This is a genomic window from Psychrobacter sp. UBA6739, from assembly GCF_002453835.1.
GTDB classification, from domain to species: Bacteria; Pseudomonadota; Gammaproteobacteria; order Pseudomonadales; family Moraxellaceae; genus Psychrobacter; species Psychrobacter immobilis_A.
Genome location: NZ_DKHR01000036.1, coordinates 1 through 17,584 on the forward strand (window position 1 = coordinate 1; position 17,584 = coordinate 17,584).

At 43.5% G+C, this 17,584-nt stretch carries 17 protein-coding genes; 13 read left to right on the forward strand and 4 right to left on the reverse strand.

All coding sequences use genetic code 11. The features are described 5' to 3' along the window. Positions 1-500: 500 nt before the first annotated feature. The 3 genes from B2575_RS08430 to coaE all read left to right on the forward strand — a co-directional run bounded on the left by B2575_RS08430 (position 501) and on the right by coaE (position 3,463). On the forward strand, positions 501-1,724 hold the full coding sequence (locus B2575_RS08430; RefSeq protein WP_045454865.1) for a type II secretion system F family protein: 1,224 nt from the start codon (positions 501-503) through the stop codon (positions 1,722-1,724). Between the two features lie 25 nt (positions 1,725-1,749). Continuing rightward, positions 1,750-2,652 (forward strand): prepilin peptidase, encoded by a 903-nt coding sequence (locus B2575_RS08435; RefSeq protein ID WP_250163468.1) that lies wholly within the window; start codon positions 1,750-1,752, stop codon positions 2,650-2,652. Positions 2,653-2,776: 124 nt separating this feature from the next. Next, positions 2,777-3,463, forward strand: coding sequence for a dephospho-CoA kinase (gene coaE / locus B2575_RS08440; RefSeq protein ID WP_055123701.1), 687 nt, complete (start codon positions 2,777-2,779; stop codon positions 3,461-3,463). Here coaE and rlmB read toward each other — a convergent pair. Together rlmB and B2575_RS08450 are read right to left on the reverse strand one after the other, a co-directional pair. Beyond that, positions 3,426-4,196: a 23S rRNA (guanosine(2251)-2'-O)-methyltransferase RlmB gene (rlmB, locus tag B2575_RS08445; RefSeq protein WP_055123702.1), complete on the reverse strand. Its 771-nt coding sequence runs from the start codon at positions 4,194-4,196 to the stop codon at positions 3,426-3,428. The genes coaE and rlmB overlap by 38 nt on opposite strands. Positions 4,197-4,408: 212 nt before the next feature. Next, positions 4,409-4,744 carry a pyrimidine/purine nucleoside phosphorylase gene (locus B2575_RS08450; protein ID WP_045443006.1) on the reverse strand — a complete coding sequence of 112 codons (336 nt, stop codon included), beginning with the start codon at positions 4,742-4,744 and terminating at the stop codon, positions 4,409-4,411. A gap of 733 nt (positions 4,745-5,477) precedes the next feature. Between B2575_RS08450 and recN the strand changes: the two genes are divergently transcribed. The 9 genes from recN to B2575_RS08495 all read left to right on the forward strand — a co-directional run bounded on the left by recN (position 5,478) and on the right by B2575_RS08495 (position 13,638). Continuing rightward, positions 5,478-7,157, forward strand: coding sequence for a DNA repair protein RecN (gene recN, locus B2575_RS08455; protein WP_296241238.1), 1,680 nt, complete (start codon positions 5,478-5,480; stop codon positions 7,155-7,157). 147 nt (positions 7,158-7,304) lie between these two features. Beyond that, the gene (locus B2575_RS08460; RefSeq protein WP_296241240.1) at positions 7,305-7,868 is read left to right on the forward strand and encodes a YqgE/AlgH family protein; all 564 of its coding nucleotides are present in this window, start codon (positions 7,305-7,307) and stop codon (positions 7,866-7,868) included. A gap of 105 nt (positions 7,869-7,973) precedes the next feature. Beyond that, positions 7,974-8,504: a Holliday junction resolvase RuvX gene (gene ruvX / locus B2575_RS08465; protein ID WP_413786573.1), complete on the forward strand. Its 531-nt coding sequence runs from the start codon at positions 7,974-7,976 to the stop codon at positions 8,502-8,504. Between the two features lie 92 nt (positions 8,505-8,596). Beyond that, positions 8,597-9,076 (forward strand): hypothetical protein, encoded by a 480-nt coding sequence (locus B2575_RS08470; protein ID WP_087814891.1) that lies wholly within the window; start codon positions 8,597-8,599, stop codon positions 9,074-9,076. A gap of 60 nt (positions 9,077-9,136) precedes the next feature. Next, a complete protein-coding gene (gene tusA, locus B2575_RS08475) occupies positions 9,137-9,463 on the forward strand; it encodes a sulfurtransferase TusA (protein WP_296241243.1) in 327 nt (108 codons plus the stop codon). A gap of 120 nt (positions 9,464-9,583) precedes the next feature. After that, entirely contained in the window at positions 9,584-10,786 is a 1,203-nt protein-coding gene (locus B2575_RS08480; protein ID WP_296241245.1) for a class I SAM-dependent methyltransferase, read from the forward strand. Positions 10,787-10,810: 24 nt separating this feature from the next. Further along, a complete protein-coding gene (gene xerD / locus B2575_RS08485) occupies positions 10,811-11,749 on the forward strand; it encodes a site-specific tyrosine recombinase XerD (protein ID WP_045442992.1) in 939 nt (312 codons plus the stop codon). 2 nt (positions 11,750-11,751) lie between these two features. Beyond that, positions 11,752-12,888 (forward strand): YecA family protein, encoded by a 1,137-nt coding sequence (locus tag B2575_RS08490; RefSeq protein WP_296241247.1) that lies wholly within the window; start codon positions 11,752-11,754, stop codon positions 12,886-12,888. Between the two features lie 141 nt (positions 12,889-13,029). Next, positions 13,030-13,638 (forward strand): class I SAM-dependent methyltransferase, encoded by a 609-nt coding sequence (locus B2575_RS08495; RefSeq protein WP_045442989.1) that lies wholly within the window; start codon positions 13,030-13,032, stop codon positions 13,636-13,638. A 79-nt stretch (positions 13,639-13,717) separates the two neighbouring features. On the opposite strand, the gene lptG is transcribed toward B2575_RS08495, so the two are convergent. Both lptG and B2575_RS08505 read right to left on the reverse strand, forming a co-directional pair. Further along, positions 13,718-14,944, reverse strand: a complete 1,227-nt coding sequence (lptG, locus tag B2575_RS08500; protein WP_201501743.1) for an LPS export ABC transporter permease LptG — start codon at positions 14,942-14,944, stop codon at positions 13,718-13,720. Next, on the reverse strand, positions 14,944-16,239 hold the full coding sequence (locus tag B2575_RS08505) for an LPS export ABC transporter permease LptF (RefSeq protein ID WP_296241250.1): 1,296 nt from the start codon (positions 16,237-16,239) through the stop codon (positions 14,944-14,946). The genes lptG and B2575_RS08505 overlap by 1 nt, the downstream gene beginning before the upstream one ends. Positions 16,240-16,803: 564 nt before the next feature. Between B2575_RS08505 and B2575_RS08510 the strand changes: the two genes are divergently transcribed. Beyond that, positions 16,804-17,424, forward strand: a complete 621-nt coding sequence (locus B2575_RS08510) for a cysteine hydrolase family protein (RefSeq protein ID WP_296241252.1) — start codon at positions 16,804-16,806, stop codon at positions 17,422-17,424. The last annotated feature ends 160 nt before the right edge of the window (positions 17,425-17,584 follow it).

The window sequence follows — 17,584 nt, forward strand, 5'->3', positions numbered from 1 at the left end:
GACGCTGCACTTAAAAATGGCTTCCGAGACCTGCGTCGCTCTGGCATTTTAAAAGTCTTGCAAGGCGTAACCAGTATTCAAGAAATGATGCGCGTTACTTCCGAGTAAGGATGTTTGCTTTTTTACAGGTCAAATACGCACAGAAAAAAGCACTGCTGATTGCTGAAAGGGAACGTTCAAAGCGACTAACCAACTACTTTTTAATCTTTAGCTATCTAAAAAGCAGTCTTTGTCAGTGCGATGGTGAAAAGTATAGTCGAGAGTTCAGAATCACTCTTATATGAATAATGCCATTATTTATATGAGGACTTATATGATGGGTGGTAATCGTACAGACTTTTATAAATTAGCAATAATCCCTACCAGATATACTTAAATATAAAACAGAGTTATACTGGTTTTTTACGTTAAAATAAAGTATGCCTTTTTTATGTAATTAGTCAGGCATCGTTGTACATCTTTGCAATATCTATATTAGACAATATTTTGAGGGTAGTAACATGGCAAAAGCGAAGACCGACATGCTGTTAGACTTTGTCTATGATGGGGTGAATCGACGCGGACAAAAAGTAAAAGGGGAGACCACCAGCCGTAGTTTAGAGTTAGCAAAAGCGACTTTACGCAAACAAGGTATCAGCGTCAAAGGTATTAAGAAAAAACCGAAGCCGCTTTACACTTTCAAGAAATCCATCAAACCCATGGATATTGCTATTTTTGCCCGTCAATTGGCTACTATGATGAAAGCGGGCGTGCCATTGACCCAATCCTTTGAGATTGTTGCTGACTCACTTGATAACCCCAGTATGAAAGACTTGGTATTACAAATAAAATCTGACATTGAAGCGGGTGGAACCTTTGCTTCAGCATTACGCAAGCACCCGCGTTATTTTGATGATCTGTTTTGTTCACTCGTCGATTCTGGTGAGCAGTCAGGTGCACTGGAAACCATGCTTGAACGCGTCGCGACCTATAAAGAAAAAAGTGAATTACTCAAATCTAAAATTAAAAAAGCAGTAAAATATCCTATTGCAGTCATCGTAGTCGCTATCATTGTCACCATGATTCTATTGATAAAAGTAGTTCCAGTTTTCTCAGATTTATTCGAATCTTTTGGTGCAGAGCTGCCTGCTTTTACCCAAATGGTTGTCAATATGTCTGAGTGGATGCAGGCGTGGTGGTTTATTTTAATCATCATTATCGGCGGTACTATCGTTGGCTTTTCAGAGGCGAAAAAACGCTCTAAGAAATTCCGTGACTTTTTAGACCGTGCGGTTTTAAAGGTTCCAGTATTTGGCAATATCGCTTATCAAGCGATTATTGCGCGTTTTGCTCGTACACTATCGACGACCTTTGCTGCAGGCGTGCCGCTTATTGATGCCCTCGATTCTACAGCGGGTGCAACCAATAATGTTGTATTTTATAATGCCACTCAGCAAATCAAAAATGATGTTTCTACTGGTCAACAGCTACAGTTTTCAATACGTTCTACTAATTTATTTCCAAGTATGGCTATTCAAATGGTTGGCATCGGTGAAGAGTCTGGTAGCTTAGAAGAGATGCTTGATAAAGTAGCAGTATATTATGAAAACGAAGTCGATAATGCCGTTGATGGTCTAACTAGCTTGATGGAGCCTATGATTATGGCAGTGCTCGGTGTATTAGTAGGTGGCTTGGTGATTGCCATGTATTTACCGATTTTCCAGATGGGCGCAGTAGTAGGCTAAAAGCTATTTAAAGGACAGCTTGTTCATGCAATTTATAGAGTTATTACAAGATAATATGCCTATCGCTTTAGGCATATTCGGCCTATTAGGTCTTTGTGTTGGCAGTTTTTTAAATGTGGTGATCCACCGTATTCCGCTGATGATGGTTTATAGTTGGCGACAAGAGTGCAGCCAGTTTATGTCAGAACAAGCAGACATGCCTCGCGAACACACTCTGCCCCTAACAAATATCGTAGCAGCTGACCAGCCGATTACTTTGAGTCGACCAGCCTCACGCTGCCCTCATTGCGCCCACAAAATAAAGTGGTACGAAAACATACCGTTAATTAGCTGGTTAATACTACGTGGCCGTTGCTCAGAATGTAAAGCTGCGATTGGACTGCGTTATCCACTGGTTGAGCTAGCAACAGCCCTACTATCAATGTTAGTGATTTATCAGTTTGGCGTAACTGCAGCTGGCTTGTCAGCCCTGATTTTGGTATGGACGCTGGTCGCCTTAACCGGTATTGATTTTGATACCCAATTACTGCCCGATCGCTTGACCTTTCCATTAGCGGGTTTAGGATTAGCAGTGAATTCACAAGGTTGGTTTGTCTCACCTACCCAGTCAATTTGGGGCTTATTGCTAGGATTTTTGTCATTGTGGATAGTGGTTAAGATATTTTATCTACTCACTAAAAAGCATGGTATGGGGCAAGGAGATTTCAAATTATTGGCAGTATTAGGTGCTTGGCTTGGACCCATGATGTTGCCATTGATTATTTTATTGTCTTCTCTATTAGGCTCAATCGTTGGGATTATTTTGATGAAGAAACAGGGTGAAAGCAAGCCGTTTGCCTTTGGTCCTTATATCGCTATCGCTGGTATTGTTGCTTTATTATATGGCTCAGATATCGTCAACTGGTATCTCGGCATGTATACTTACTAAATTGTCCTAGAAAGTATTTCGGTCGCTCCTTTTCAAGTAGACACCAAATCTTAAAATAGGCACCAAAATACTTTCTTAGCTTATAACCATCACTGTCATTATATCGAGCAGATAAGTCATTATTATGTCAAAACAAGCATCTTCACCTTATTCTCATAAGCCCCAGACCCCGCAAAAGAAAAGCAAAACCTTAGTAGTTGGCTTAACGGGTGGTATCGGTAGTGGTAAGTCCGCTGCGAGTGCTTGGTTCGCTGAGCAAGGCATTGATATTATCGATGCGGATGTGATTGCCCATGAAATCGTCGCTAAAGGTAGCACCACTCTGCACAAAATCCAGAAAAAATTTGGTGATTGGGTATTGAATGGCGATGGATCAATGGATCGAGTGGCAGTAAGAACGCACGTCTTTTCACATCCTGAGGCATTGATTGAGTTAGAAGCCATCACTCACCCAGCGATACGCGAAGCAGCAAAAGCACAGTTGGCAACCAGTACTTCGCCTTACGTGATATTGTCAGCGCCTCTACTTATTGAAGCAGCAGAAGCAGGGCTTGCCAATTTATGCCAACGTATCTTAGTCATGGATGCCACCGAGGATACGCAGATTGCGCGTGCCAGTCAGCGCGACGAACAAAGTATACAAAAAATCAAAGCCATCATGGTGAATCAGCTGAGCCGCGAAGAGCGTAATCGTCATGCGGATGATGTGGTGCTCAACGAAAGTGATCTTGCGGCTCTGTATGTGCAACTAGCGCCATTACACCAAGAATATCTTAAGCTTGCCCAGCAGCTAAAGTACGCTGTCGATTGACCTCATACAGCGCCATACCAGTGGCAACACTCACATTTAGACTTTGAAGGTTGCCATGCTCATTTCCTGACATCGGAATATATACCAGCTCATCACAGCTCTCCATAGTCAGGCGACGCATCCCCTCACCTTCTGAACCCATGATAATGGCTGTTTTGCCAGTCAGATCAGCAGCATGAATTGGTTTGGCATCCGCATTAAGCGCTGTACCAAACACAAATACCCCGGCATTTTTGATTTGCGTGAGCGTACGTGCCAAATTGGTAACACTAATAATCGGCATCATCTCTGCTGCACCGACTGATACTTTAGCCACTGTTGGTGTCAGACTTGCCGCATGATGTTTCGGACAAACCACGGCATCCACACCCATCGCCACTGCGGTACGCAAGCAAGCACCAAAGTTATGTGCATCCGTAATTTGATCTAAGACCAATAATAAGCATTGGTCACGCCCAGCAAGGGTAGCAAGCAAGCCTTCATCAGCAAATCCTAAAGGACGCGCATTCAGCACCACACCTTGGTGCTGCGGGCTGCCACACAATTGCGTGAGTTTGTCTTTTTGCGTGGGTTGGATACTGATACCATTGTCACGTGCTTGCGCCATAATCGCTTGTACATGGCTATCAGTCTCACGACCTTGCTGCACAAACAAGCTTAGCCCATCTAAAGGACGATATTCGAGTAAGGCATCAATCGCATGAATGCCATAAAAATAGGTAGGTTTTGCCATAATAGGCCTATTGATTATAAAGTGGGTATCGCGCTATATGATAAAAACTAGGCGATAAAAAGAGATGACAGTAATTGTATCAATAAATGGATATCTGCATATAAATAATATCAGCAGAAAAAGAAAAACCTTACCAATCCGATAAGGTTTTTCTTTTTTTGAGTAAAAGGCTTTTTGCTGTCATCAATCACTTAATAACAGCTTTAGCAAACTTACCCTTCTAAGTGGCAGATATATTGAACAATTTCTTCTGTCCGCAGATTAAAACCACTATTGCCTTCAACCACGAATGATTGACCAGCGCGGTAATAGCTGAATTCTTCATCACCATTAATTTTGACCTCACACTCACCGCCCGTGATTTCGATACGCTCGGAGGTATTGGTGCTAAAATGGTAATGCTCAACCAAATTATCACAAGGCAAGATAACGCCCAATGTTTTATGTCGACCATCTTCGAACATAATAGTGTGGCTTGAACAACGACCATCATAAGATACCGTCGCTTGAGCATTGACTGTTACATTAGTAAATTGCGCCGCTGTCATAGTGGCTTCCTTATCAAATAATCATTACGAAACTAAAAAATAAGTAATTGGTTAGAGTACCGCCAGAGTTGCGTCGTTAACCGACACCTCTGTACTACGTACTGTATCCTTCTATACTAGATATCTGTGCGCTAAAGCTAGCCACAGGTTCTATGAAAATACTTTAGAATAATGACCGAGTGGCATACTCTTCCAACTATACGCCTATCATTTTACAAAATTATGACTCGTTATCGTGTATTACACCGTACTAATCTAATCAGAAGAGTTTATCATTATGTGAGATTATGCTACCACATTATATCTATAAAGTTTGTTAAAGCGACTAGGAAAATGCTGTTTGATGCGAATCTTAAACTTACTTACTCATCTTTTTTTGAGTCAGCACCTTATCACTATAATGGGGCTTTTTTTATACATTTGATCCGCAACCATTCTTAGTCTAACGCCATCATTTTGACAGGCTTAGTCATCTTAATGATTGATATTGTGAATATTATGATGACGACTCATTGCCAGTTTTTGATAGCTTTATGGTAATCTTCCAAGAATAAATTCTATTATACAGTGCCTGAAAGTTTGTATTTAAGCGCGTTTAACATCATACTATTTGCCTATAACATTTATCTCATTAACACGGTTAAATGAATAATTTCACTCCCTTATCTACCCTACTTTATCTATGGCTTCTTGAGATTTATATGAAGTCTATTGTCTGTCATGAGAGGCGTTGATGCTAGTATCATTAACTTTACATCAGTTTGCGTTGATCGCTCAGCATGAGCTGAGTGTGGCCGAAGGCTTCAATGTCATCACTGGTGAGACCGGTGCTGGCAAGTCATTATTGCTTGATGCGCTGTCTTTATGTGTTGGTGAGCGCGCAGACAGTGCAATGGTCAGACATGGCGCAGCGCATGCAGATATCTATGCGCAGTTTGATGTAGAAAATAACGGTGTCATCGCTGAGTGGTTTGCTAAAAATGATCGAGCTCTAGAAGAGCCTGAAGTCCTAATTCGTCGTCAGCTCAGCAATAGCGGACGCTCAAAAGCGTGGTTAAATGGCACGCCTGTCAGCTTGGCAGAGCTCAAAAGCTTAGGTGCATTGCTGGTCAATATCCATAGTCAACATGCTCAGCAAGCGCTCCTCAAGCCGCAGTTTGTAGTGCAATGGCTCGACGAGATGGCGCAAATTACGTCGCTAGCTTTACAAACTGCCAGTAGCTATCAAGCTTACCAGCAGCTCAAACGCCGTGCTGACGATATTGCGAACCGTGAGGCTCAGCGCCAAGACCGTATGCAACTATTGCAAAGCCAACTTGCTGATATTGCGCCGTTATTGGCTGTTGATTATGCAGAAGTTGAAGCAGAGCACGAAGAGCTGTCTAATATCGAAGCCCTCATGCAAGAGGCCAGTCATGGCTTGCATCTGCTCGACAATGACACGGATGAGCCAGACGTCATGTCCTTGCTTGGGCAAGCGATCAAGCTTTGTGATAACCAAATGAGTGTCAGCCAAACCTTTGAGCAAGCCTCCGAGCAACTACATTTAGCACAGCAGCAAATCACTGAAGTGACCGCCCTACTCTCAGATTATGCCGAGCAGCAACTACCTGATCCTGAGCGTTTGCAGACACTAGACAGTCTTATCAGCTTAGGTCATCGCTTATCACGTAAGCATAGCTTGCCAACTAGCGACTTAATCGATGAAGCAAAGGGCTGGGAAGCGCAATTAGAGCAGTTAGAAAACGAGCCAAGTAGCGATGCGATGGCGGCACAAATTGAACAAGCTTGGCAAGACTATCTTGCATTCGCCGCTCAGCTAAATAAAGTGCGCTCGAAAGCCGCGCCGATCGTCAGCAAACAATTAATGCAGCAACTACAACCGCTCGCGCTACCCAATGCCCGCTGCGAGTTTGTCTTTACCAAAAAAGCCGATGCCAGCCAATATAGTGCGCAAGGTTGCTATGATATCGATTTATTATTTAGCGCCAATGTCGGTATGCCGATGCAGCCATTACATAAGATTGCCTCAGGCGGTGAGCTGTCACGAATGGCACTGGTGATGCAAGTACTGCAAGCGACCAATGCTGATAATAATGCCGCCAAGCCGATGCTAGTATTTGATGAAGTCGATGTCGGTATCAGTGGCGGTACGGCGCAAGTGGTCGGTGAGCTACTGCGCGCGCTTGGGCAGACGCAGCAGCTACTGGCCATTACTCACCAAGCACAAGTCGCGGCGCAAGCACATCAGCATATTTTGGTACAAAAACATCATGACGAGCAGACCGAAAGCGAGCTATTAATACTAACCGATAGCGCGCAAGTCGACGAGCTGGCACGCATGTCTGGCGGTGTAATCATCACTGATGTCACCCGCGACCATGCGCGTAGTTTATTGACCGATGTGAAATAAAGGCTTGGTCATTCACCAACCAGTTGTGCAGCGCTGTGTCTCATCACTGCTAAATATTTGCTTTGGTTGATTTTTACCTCAGTATCGCCATATAGTGGTGTGTCATTTCTGTTATTTTACCTTCAATATTAGGGTGCGTTTGTCTCTATGTCTAAAGCCAATTTGACCCATCATTTCTTAATCGCGGCACCAGAACTGTCAGACCCACGGTTTGAGCAGGCGCTGATTTATATTTGCCGTCATGATAAACATGGCGCACTTGGTCTGATGGTCAATCGTCCATTAGAGCAGGCACGCGTGGGCAAACTGCTAGAAGATTTAGACATTGAAGTGATGGATGCGCAAGTGATGGAAGATGTGGCATTAGAGGGTGGCCCGATGTATCCAGAGGTTGGCTTTGTGCTACATACGGGGCAGCCTGAGTGGGCATCGTCTTTTGCCATTTCAGAAAACGTCTGTATTACCACCAGTCAAGATATCCTTAAGCGTATCGCCGCAGGTCAAGGCGTTGGTCATTATCAACTGTGCTTAGGTCATGCCAGTTGGGGTAAAAAACAGCTCGATCAAGAACTTAATAATGGCGATTGGCTCGTCTGTCCTGCTGATCTAAATTTATTGTTTGATACGCCATTCGAAGAACGCTGGCAAATTGCCGCGGATAAGATTGGCGTGAACTTTGATTACCTTAGTAGCGATATTGGTCATGCTTAATGATTGGCTACGGTTGCTAAAGTATCCTTTTAAATTAAAGCTGCATTTAAATTAAAGCCGTTAAGCTAAATGAATCACGCCCAATAGAAATAGGAAGTATGCATAATGATGGTAGAGTCTGATACGAGCATTGAAATCGAAACTGCTGACACTACTGTGGCGGAACCTGCTATTAAGCCTCATCTTATTTTGGCGCTCGATTACGGGGTAAAAAAGATGGGCATGGCGCTGGGTAACACCATTACCGAGACTGCGCGTGCTTTTGATATTTTGGCGATGAATAATGGTCAGCCTGATTGGGATAATCTGCTCGGTATTATCAAAGTCTGGGGCGTGGCAAAAGTGGTGGTTGGGTTGCCACTTAATATGGATGGTAGCAGCTCCATGCTCTCCAAACGTGCGCATAAATTTGCCCGTCGTCTAGCGCATCGAGTCATGGAACAGCATCTACCAGTGGTCGTGAGCCTTTGTGATGAGCGCCTGACTTCAGTGGCAGCGCGTGAGATTGCATGGGATAATGGTTGGATTAAGCATGAACGCGACCCAATTGACGACATCTCTGCCTGCATTCTGATGTCGACTTATTTCGCTGACCCCAGTAGCAGTATCGCCATCGACGCTATCAAAGCCGATTAAATCAGCGATAAACCTGCTGTTAAAGCACTCTTAATTAAAACACTGCCAATTCTGACATATCGTCACTCTACACGGATAAATACCTGATTATTATGACCACTGTCTCAGACCACTCCCTGCAAAACAAATCGCAACATGGTTTTGCGCCGCTTGCCATCGCCCGTATCAAAGGCGCACAGCGAGCAAATCAAATAGCGATTTATCTCATTTATGCCGCTATTCTCGCCTTTATGGTCTTTGGCACCATTGCCAGTATCAAAGCCTTTCATGACAATCAACTGCTTTATCAACTTTTCTATAACTTGCCTTACGCCTTGGTTGCGCTTACGATTCCTATTACTATTTATGATGCGCTGGTGATTTATCGTTATCGCTTAAACCAAGCGTCAATGATTGCCATGAGCATTGGCGTATCAACGATCATATTGGTTGGTGGACTATTATTCGCTGATACCGCCTGGTTAGGCTTATCCTGCTGGCTAGGTGTGGCGTTTTTATTTAAAGTGAGCTTTAAGCGCTTTTTTAATTTTCTAGAAGCAGAAAAAGACACTGAAACCGCTGAAGAAGCGTAAAGCATGCTTATAAATGACACAAAAAACTTTCACCTTATATTATCGATTTAAATGACTACTATGATCACTTTTACCACGCAAACGACGATCAATCATTATTTAGATACTCAAGGGCTGATTTGCCCTGAGCCTGTCATGATGCTGCATCGAACCATCCGTAACGCTGATGCTGGCGAGGTGATTGAAATACTCGCCACCGACCCAGCCACCACTCGTGACATTCCTAATTTTTGTCGTCATTTGGGACATGAACTTGTGCAGCAAGAAACGCTTGCTGAAAATATAAATCTAAACGTCGATCCCGATGAAATAACGGTCGCTGGCGATGAGGATGCACCAATCAGCGCCACACTTTATCGTTATCTGGTTAAGAAAAAAAGCGCTTAAATGCACTCAAGTGACCGCAGCAAAGCATTGGTCACAGCACAACATTGACAGCGCAATAAACAATATAAAGATATCTTTGCATTTTAACCAAAGTACTATTCAAAAAAGGTAGGCTATTACGTGTTACAAACAGAAAAGCAGTATGTACAATGGCAAGAAAACGAGACTCTACGTAATGCTCTTTGGTTGTCTGAAAGCAATCATGTGCCACCTGCGCGCATTGTATTGGTCGATGATACAACGACCGCAGATGATGCTTATCGCTTAGCGTGCGAAGGCAGCTCACTGCTATGGCGCGGTGATTTTCATAATGCACGCCAGTTGCTACAAGCGCTCGGTCGTCGCATAGATCGTACCAATGAGCGCTCTGAGCTGCGTAAAGCAAAAAAAGCGTCTAAATCTACAACAAAATCTGATTCAAGCAACTCTAAAGAAATACCTAATCTATTTCATCAGCAGCGCCAACTGCAAGCGCAGCGTTCTCGCATATTAAGCCGTTTGCTACTGGAGCTTGATGCCAGTTATGTCAGCCAACTACGCCGCGCGCCCGATGTCAGTGCAGCTTGTACAGCCGCTTTTGGCCCGTTAGATAAGGCAATGGATGAGTCTTGTGTACTGTCGTTTCGTGACTTGCAAGGTGCATTAGGTGCAGCAGGATGGCGCGAAAAAGGCGTCCCCATAGACAGCTTAGGGCTATCCATTTTCCCGCATTATGGCGTCTTTGCACCAACCCGTCATGAGTATGTGCAGCTATTGCTCGATGCACCGCTACCAGCGACCTATGATGTCGCCTATGACATCGGTACCGGCACAGGATTGCTGGCTATTATCTTAGCGCAGCGCGGTGTTCCGCAAGTGATAGCAACGGATTTGAATCCACGTGCTTTGGCTTGTGCCAACGAGAACTTTACACGGTTAGAATTACCTGCCGTACAACTGCAGCAAGCCGATTTGTATCCGACTGATGCACCACTCGCCAATCTGATTGTATGTAATCCGCCTTGGTTACCTGCTAAGCCAAGCTCGTCTCTTGAGTACGCCGTCTATGATGCCAAAAGTGCGATGCTGCGTGGGGTTTTGCAAGGTGCTAAACAGCACTTAGCTGAGCACGGAGAGCTTTGGTTGATAATGTCAGACTTGGCAGAGCACCTGCAACTGCGCACTCGTGATGAGTTATTAAAATTGTTTGCTGATGCTGGATTGGCCGTAAAATATCGTCTGGATACCCAACCTAAGCATGGTCGCAGTCAAGATGACACGGATCCTCTACATGTCGCTCGCAGTGCTGAAGTTACCTCGTTATGGTGTTTAACGCTTATCTAACATTCAACCATTGAGTATTGAGTTATGAGCCGTGATCGTGCCGTGCAACAGCGCCAACCTAAGGCGCTGGCAGTAGATGACGAACCCAGTTATGTGACTGAGTTTCGTCAAGCCATGCTGGCACGTGGTCTAGCGACTCGTACTCGTAATGCGTATGTCCGCGACCTGCGTTCCTGCGAGCTGACCAATCCTATCGCCCTGACACGCTGGCAGCCTGATGACGTGCTGCATTGCTTATCAACCCTGACTCAAGAAGGCAAAACCCCACGTACCCAAGCACGCATGCTCTCAAGCTTGCGTCAGTTTTATCTGTGGATGATTGCCAGTAATCTGCGTGAAGACAATCCTTGCGAGCGTATCAAAAGCCCCAAGCTCGGACGTCCACTTCCCAAAGACTTAGCAGAAGCAGATGTCGATAATCTACTTGCCTCGCCTGATACCAGCACTGCGCTAGGACTCCGTGATAAAGCCATGTTAGAGGTGCTATACGCCTGCGGGCTGCGTGTGAGTGAATTGATTAATCTCTCATTAGAGCAAGTGAATCTAAATGCTGGCTGGCTGCAAATCACGGGCAAAGGCAATAAAACACGACTGGTGCCACTCGGTGAGTATGCCAGCGATGCGTTAGAAGATTATCTAACGCATGCTCGTGGTGATTTGATTGCGCATTTAAAATCAGGAAATTGCCAAGCGGTATTTTTAACCGCGCAAGGGGGCTATATGACGCGGCAGAACTTTTGGTATTTGCTTAAAAAGTACGCTAAAGTCGCCAGTATCGATAAAGAGCTATCACCGCATACCCTTCGCCACGCCTTTGCCACACATTTACTGAATCATGGTGCGGATTTGCGTAGTGTGCAGTTATTACTTGGGCACAGTGATTTATCAACGACGCAAATCTATACCCATGTAGCGACGGCGAGATTGCAGAAATTGCATGCGGAGCATCATCCGAGAGGTTAGCTATGATGACATTTGATATCAATGAAATACTCCAATTGGGTCGTAATGATCAATGTTGGTGTGGTTCAGGCTTGAAATTTAAACGTTGCCATCTAGATCGCGAAAATCAAAAACCTATTTCTACAGGCGAAGTAATTGAATATGAGCAAAATATATCAAAGAGAGAAGCTTGCTATGCACCTCAAGAGTTACAATCAGAATGTACAAAGATAATAAAAGCTCATACTGTCTCCAAATCTAGTGGATTAACTGATATTGCCGATAGTACTAACCACGTTTTAGGTTTAAAACAGAATTTAGCGAATTATAGAAAAAATAAAGGAAAACTAAGGTTTGAAAAAATAGGTATAAATAAAGCTTCTACTTTCAAGGGCTTCTGTTCAAAGCACGATAAACAGTTATTTTCATGCTTTGAGGATATGCCATTTTTAGGAACACAAGAACAGTGTATAGCACTAACTTATAGAGCAGTAACTAAAGAGATTTATGCTAAAGAGAATGCTTTAGAGGTCGCAGATTTTGTCAAAAACATGGATCGAGGAAGACATCTTGTATTTCAAATAAACATTCAAGAACAGAATTTCTTTTATCAGTTAGGCTTAGAAGCAGCAATTAATGACTTATATATAATCAAAAATGATATAGATTTTGAACTTTTAAGCAAAGGCAGTCGCTCTTATAATTTCTTAGTTATGGAGTCCTCATCACCGATACCAATTGTAGTTTCATCAGCAGTTAATCCTACACAAGACTTCAATGAAAAACACATACAAGATTTATCAAATTTAGAGGTAAAGCCTGAATACTTAGTATTCAATGCTTTTTCAAGTAATAGGAAAGGTTTTGTAGTTTTTAGTTGGTTAAAAAAAGCAAAAGTGATAGATAATTTCATTAACTCTTTACTAGAGATAGATAAGAAAGATATGTTCAGCTACTTAGTTAACTTCTTCTTTAGCTCTGCTGAGAATTCTTTTATTTCTCCTGATTGGTGGAGAAACTTAAGTGATATACAGTGTGACAAAATTGAAGAGCTTTTCAGTATAGGCTCAGATTTATTTGAAGATGTACCTAGAAATATTCTTGCTGATAATAGTGTTAAGTTTTCAGGTTGGAATATCGAAGATATTTATAAAGCCTAGCCTACGACTAGACCCAACCACAATTTCCCACAATAGCATGCTGCAAACCTACCCTTTTCTCGTTACAATACCCATCATAATGTGTACGCTGTTTTATTCTATCGCGTACCACCTTTTACTTATCTATTATCCGAGAATCTCATGAGCCATAGACCACCTGCTGACCTATTAAAAAACGCCCAACATTGGCGCGAAGACATTAATTTTCGCCAAGACGTACTGGGTAAGCCATTTGATTTTTCGACCACGTGGGGCATTTTTTCACCGCAAAAGCTTGATGACGGTAGCTTGATGCTGCTTGATTATATTGATTTTGAAGCGGACGATGACTCGATCGATTTGGGCTGTGGTTACGGCGTACTTGGTATGACGGCAGCGCGTGAATGTCCGAATGGTCTGCATACGTTGATTGATAAAGATTTTATGGCGGTAGAATATGCACGCCTGAATTGTGAGAAAAACGGTCTAAAAAACGTCGATGTGCATTTATCAAATGGCTTCAATCACGTGGCAAAAGACAAAGACTTTAGCCTCGTGATGTCAAACTTGCCAGCCAAAGTAGGTAAAGAGCAGCATTATTTATATTTCCTCGATGCCTATGCGCGTATGCGTAAGGGCGGCCGTTTTTATGTGGTCACCATCAATGGCCTACGCCAGTTTATGAAGCGCTCGTTTACCGAAGTGTTTGGTAATAGTGAAAAGATCAAACAAGGTAAGACCTATACGATTACCATGGCGACGAAAGACTAAGCTTTAAAAGCTGTATAATCAAAGGAGCCCGCTAAAACACTATGTTTTAACGGGCTCCTTTATAACAAATGATATCTGGCTACATCTGCCGCTTAAGCAAATAGCCACCCAATATTGCACTGGCGATAATGGGTAATATCACCATTAATAATGGCGAAAAACCAGTCGCCAATGAGACAAAGCCAACCAAGTCTTGCACGTAACTAAATAGCAAGCCAAACAATAATGCTACGACGATACGCAAGCCTAAGCTATGCGTCCGCAGTGAGCCAAAGACGAATGAGCAGGCAACAATCACCAGCGATAAAATCGATAATGGTGACAGTAGCTTTTGCCAAAAAGCCAGCTCATGACTTAACGAGCGTGTGCCTTGTTGGCGCATAAATTGACGATGCTCATACAGCTGAGTCAATGATAAATCCTCTGCCTTACGGGTAAGCAGATATACCGATTCAGGGGCAAAGGGCAGGCTTAAGGTATCTGACGGTGAGATGGCTTGGCTACTCTCAAAGCCTTGGTTAATCATCAGCTTGGTCATGTTGTTCAGCTGCCACTCATAGCGATATTGCTCGCTCGGTTTGCTGCTGGCAGGATTAACAGGTTCACGACCAATATATTTACCACCCTCAGCGTGAATGGCCGTTTGCAGATTGCCATTATTGTCTAAATGCCAGCGTTTAACTTCGCCGATATTACCTTGTACATCAGCATAATCGATGTACAAAATATCGCTACCATCTGGCTTGGCACTGCCGTCTTTTGTACTCTCAAAGCGTGGCTGCAACGTCCAATAACCGCGTACCGAGGTGACCAATGAACTGCTGTCTTCGTCGTTGATTTCTTTTGCCAATTGATTAGAGTGCGGCAGCACGAACTGATTTATAATCAATGCGAGCAACACAAAAATCAAAGCGGGCTGCAATACCCAACCGACGATACGATAAACGCTGACGCCAGCGGCGCGCATCACGACCAGCTCACTTTTATTGGCAAGCAAGCCCAAGCCGACCACTGCACCTAGCAATGCGCCAGTGGGAATAAATTGCTCTAAAAAATAAGGCGAGCGATAAAAAATATACTTAATCGCCTCGCCCATCGTATAGCTATCATCTAACGAATCCAGCTCAGACAAATAAGAGAATACCAGCTGTAATGCCCACAAGCCTATGACAGCTCCGACGATTGCGAGCAAAGCGTTCAGCTTGACGTAACGGCTCAGCACTTTTAGTTTGGCAGGTTTGCGAGCGTACTTAGCATGAGCATTTTTCGAGTCAGGATTGGATGGTTTAGAAGATAAGACACTCATTAGGACTGCCCTCCTTGTGAGCCACTGCTCTGATGATCGGCAACCGTTAAAGGCGTGTTCTTCGGTTTGCGAAAGCGTAATCGATGCTGCACACGGCTGCCCCAATTCATATAGAGTGCCAATGCCATAAATCCTAAAATGAGCCACGCATATGCCCAGACGCTCACGCTGCCTTTGCTAACAGCATTTTTGAGTGAAATAATACCCAGTGCACAGCTGACAAACAATAAAATAGAAGGGAATAGGCGTAACCAGCGACCTTGACGCGGACGTACTTGCGCCAGTGGTACAGCGAGCATTGGTGCAATGATCATCAACCACGGCAATGCCAAACGATAGCCAAGCTCACTTTGTGCCACACGCAGGGAGTTGCCACTACTTGCCGTACCACCCGTCGCAGCTTGCCATAATGGTCCAATCGCTTGCGTTTCGATATTATCTTCAGTGATGACTTCTTTTGAGGGTTCTGTCAAAGTAATGCGGTAACGATCAAAGCCCACTTGATTGTATTTCAGACTGCCAGCACCGACTTCATAACGACGCCCTTGGAACAAGTCCAATTGGGTCACACCGCTATTACCCGTGTCTACTTGCTCGGCACGCTTAGCCAACGTAATAGTATCTTTGCTGATGTTGGTATTATTAGTAATCGCAGTTGGCATATTTGGTATGTCTGAAATATTTAATTGCTCAGCTGTTTCGGGATCGATGGTATTTTTAACATCGACGGCAGCCTCTTTAGCAGTGTTGTTTTTAGCGGCACTGCCCTTTTTTTCAGGCTCAGATTGAATTAATATCACATCTTGCAATTGCTTTTTATCATCACTCAAGCTGCCCACATACAAATGATAATTGCCACTACTAATAAATTCATTGGGACGAATTAAATCAAAAGCGCTGGTCAATGCCTGCTGTTGCCAGACACTTTCCGATGAGCGTACGCCCCACGGTTTACCAACGATGGATAAAGCCGCTTCACCAACGAACAACGCCAATATCAACGGCGTCATCAAACGGGCAAGTTTACCACGCGATACCCCACTGGCATTAATCACTGCCATTTCTTGATCGACATACAGCCGCCCGAATACCAGCATGAGAGCGATAAAAAATGCTAATGGCAGGATAAGCTCTAAGAAATAGGGCAAATTATAACCAATGATGGTAAATAACAAGCTGATATCTAAATTGCCTTCTGCGGCAATCCCAAAGTAACGGATCAAACGACCGCCCAGCATCATCACCACTAAAAACCCCAAAACCAATGCGGTCGTTGAGGCAACTTGTTGAGTCATATAGCGGCGTAATATCACAATGGGCACTCTTTTAAAAAGGTTGATAGTCGCGCGATTTAACGCAGCTTTATTGGCAAACACTGACAATTATGGATAGCTCTAAATAAAATAGCTGATACCGATAACTGGACAATAGAAATACAAGACCGTGCTGCTCAATCAGATACTTAAACAGCCCTAAAAGCAACGGCAAAAGATATGAAAATATCTGCGAGACGGGTTAGCGACATGCTGTAAAAATTAGCGATAAAGATAACCGCTAATCCTAGCATATTTTGCTCAAAAATGGCTGTGAAATGTGTTTGCAAACATTGCGTCTATCTTGCTATAACGCTGTATGGCTCACTAATAATAGATAAGATATGAAAAAGATAACGAGCATTTAACTCATTAGTTTGTCTTATCTAAGAAGCCTTTTCATTAAGTCTTTGCACGATATTTTTACTTGATGTCATTTGGAAACCTTTGTGTGTCATTCGTATCACTGCCCTCGCACTGTTAGGATTACTTGTTAAACTAAGAAAACTAAAAATTCCTAATTATCTCGCCCAATGGAGAATATTAATGACAAATAAACTCAGTTCTACGCCCTCTACTTTACTTGAAATTGCTGGCGGTCAATTTGATACGCTCGATTGGTCAAATTGCGCCGTGGTTTTTATTGACTATCAAAACGAATATGTCGATGGTGCGATGCCATTGGGGCAAGCTGGTACGAATGCCATTGCAAATGCGCGACTATTGCTAGATAAAGCTCGTATACAGAACGCTCCGATATTCCATATCGCCCATCACGGCGCAGATAACGGCAACGTTTTTGATCCCTTATCATCTAACGTCGAGATTATCGCTGAATTACAACCAAAGGATGGCGAAACCGTCATCGTCAAAAAAAATCCCAATGCGTTCCATGATACCCAGCTGCAAGCACTTATTTCAGCTGCACAAAAACAGCAAATTATTTTTGCAGGCTTTATGAGTCATATGTGTGTTAGCTCAAGCGTGAGAGCCGCCTTTGATTTAGGCTTTGACAGTTTTGTTTGCCATGATGCTTGTGCCACTCGCGATCTGCCTGACTATAAAAAAGATAAAATCAGCGCTGATATCATGCATGCTACCGCGATGGCAGCACTGCAAGATAGATTTGCCGCTTTAGTAGTAACCGATGAGTTAGTTAATAGCTAATAAGCAGTTCGAACCCATGACCTAAACCTTGCTCACTGCGCACTCACCTCGCAATATGCTACACTATTGCGATTGCTTGATTGGCCAAACAATCTGATAATTTAACAGGTATCAGCAATTAAAAAAATCTGCCATTTTCATAGCGCTAACGTCATAACTA

What these genes read in the sequence shown, in the direction of transcription:
- B2575_RS08430 (WP_045454865.1), top strand. Translation starts at nt 501, where the DNA reads ATGGCAAAAGCGAAGACCGACATGCTGTTAGACTTTGTCTATGATGGG.
- B2575_RS08435 (WP_250163468.1), top strand. Translation starts at nt 1,750, where the DNA reads ATGCAATTTATAGAGTTATTACAAGATAATATGCCTATCGCTTTAGGC.
- coaE (WP_055123701.1), top strand. Translation starts at nt 2,777, where the DNA reads ATGTCAAAACAAGCATCTTCACCTTATTCTCATAAGCCCCAGACCCCG.
- rlmB (WP_055123702.1), bottom strand. Translation starts at nt 4,196, where the DNA reads ATGGCAAAACCTACCTATTTTTATGGCATTCATGCGATTGATGCCTTA.
- B2575_RS08450 (WP_045443006.1), bottom strand. Translation starts at nt 4,744, where the DNA reads ATGACAGCGGCGCAATTTACTAATGTAACAGTCAATGCTCAAGCGACG.
- recN (WP_296241238.1), top strand. Translation starts at nt 5,478, where the DNA reads ATGCTAGTATCATTAACTTTACATCAGTTTGCGTTGATCGCTCAGCAT.
- B2575_RS08460 (WP_296241240.1), top strand. Translation starts at nt 7,305, where the DNA reads ATGTCTAAAGCCAATTTGACCCATCATTTCTTAATCGCGGCACCAGAA.
- ruvX (WP_413786573.1), top strand. Translation starts at nt 7,974, where the DNA reads ATGATGGTAGAGTCTGATACGAGCATTGAAATCGAAACTGCTGACACT.
- B2575_RS08470 (WP_087814891.1), top strand. Translation starts at nt 8,597, where the DNA reads ATGACCACTGTCTCAGACCACTCCCTGCAAAACAAATCGCAACATGGT.
- tusA (WP_296241243.1), top strand. Translation starts at nt 9,137, where the DNA reads ATGATCACTTTTACCACGCAAACGACGATCAATCATTATTTAGATACT.
- xerD (WP_045442992.1), top strand. Translation starts at nt 10,811, where the DNA reads ATGAGCCGTGATCGTGCCGTGCAACAGCGCCAACCTAAGGCGCTGGCA.
- B2575_RS08490 (WP_296241247.1), top strand. Translation starts at nt 11,752, where the DNA reads ATGATGACATTTGATATCAATGAAATACTCCAATTGGGTCGTAATGAT.
- B2575_RS08495 (WP_045442989.1), top strand. Translation starts at nt 13,030, where the DNA reads ATGAGCCATAGACCACCTGCTGACCTATTAAAAAACGCCCAACATTGG.
- lptG (WP_201501743.1), bottom strand. Translation starts at nt 14,944, where the DNA reads ATGAGTGTCTTATCTTCTAAACCATCCAATCCTGACTCGAAAAATGCT.
- B2575_RS08505 (WP_296241250.1), bottom strand. Translation starts at nt 16,239, where the DNA reads ATGACTCAACAAGTTGCCTCAACGACCGCATTGGTTTTGGGGTTTTTA.
- B2575_RS08510 (WP_296241252.1), top strand. Translation starts at nt 16,804, where the DNA reads ATGACAAATAAACTCAGTTCTACGCCCTCTACTTTACTTGAAATTGCT.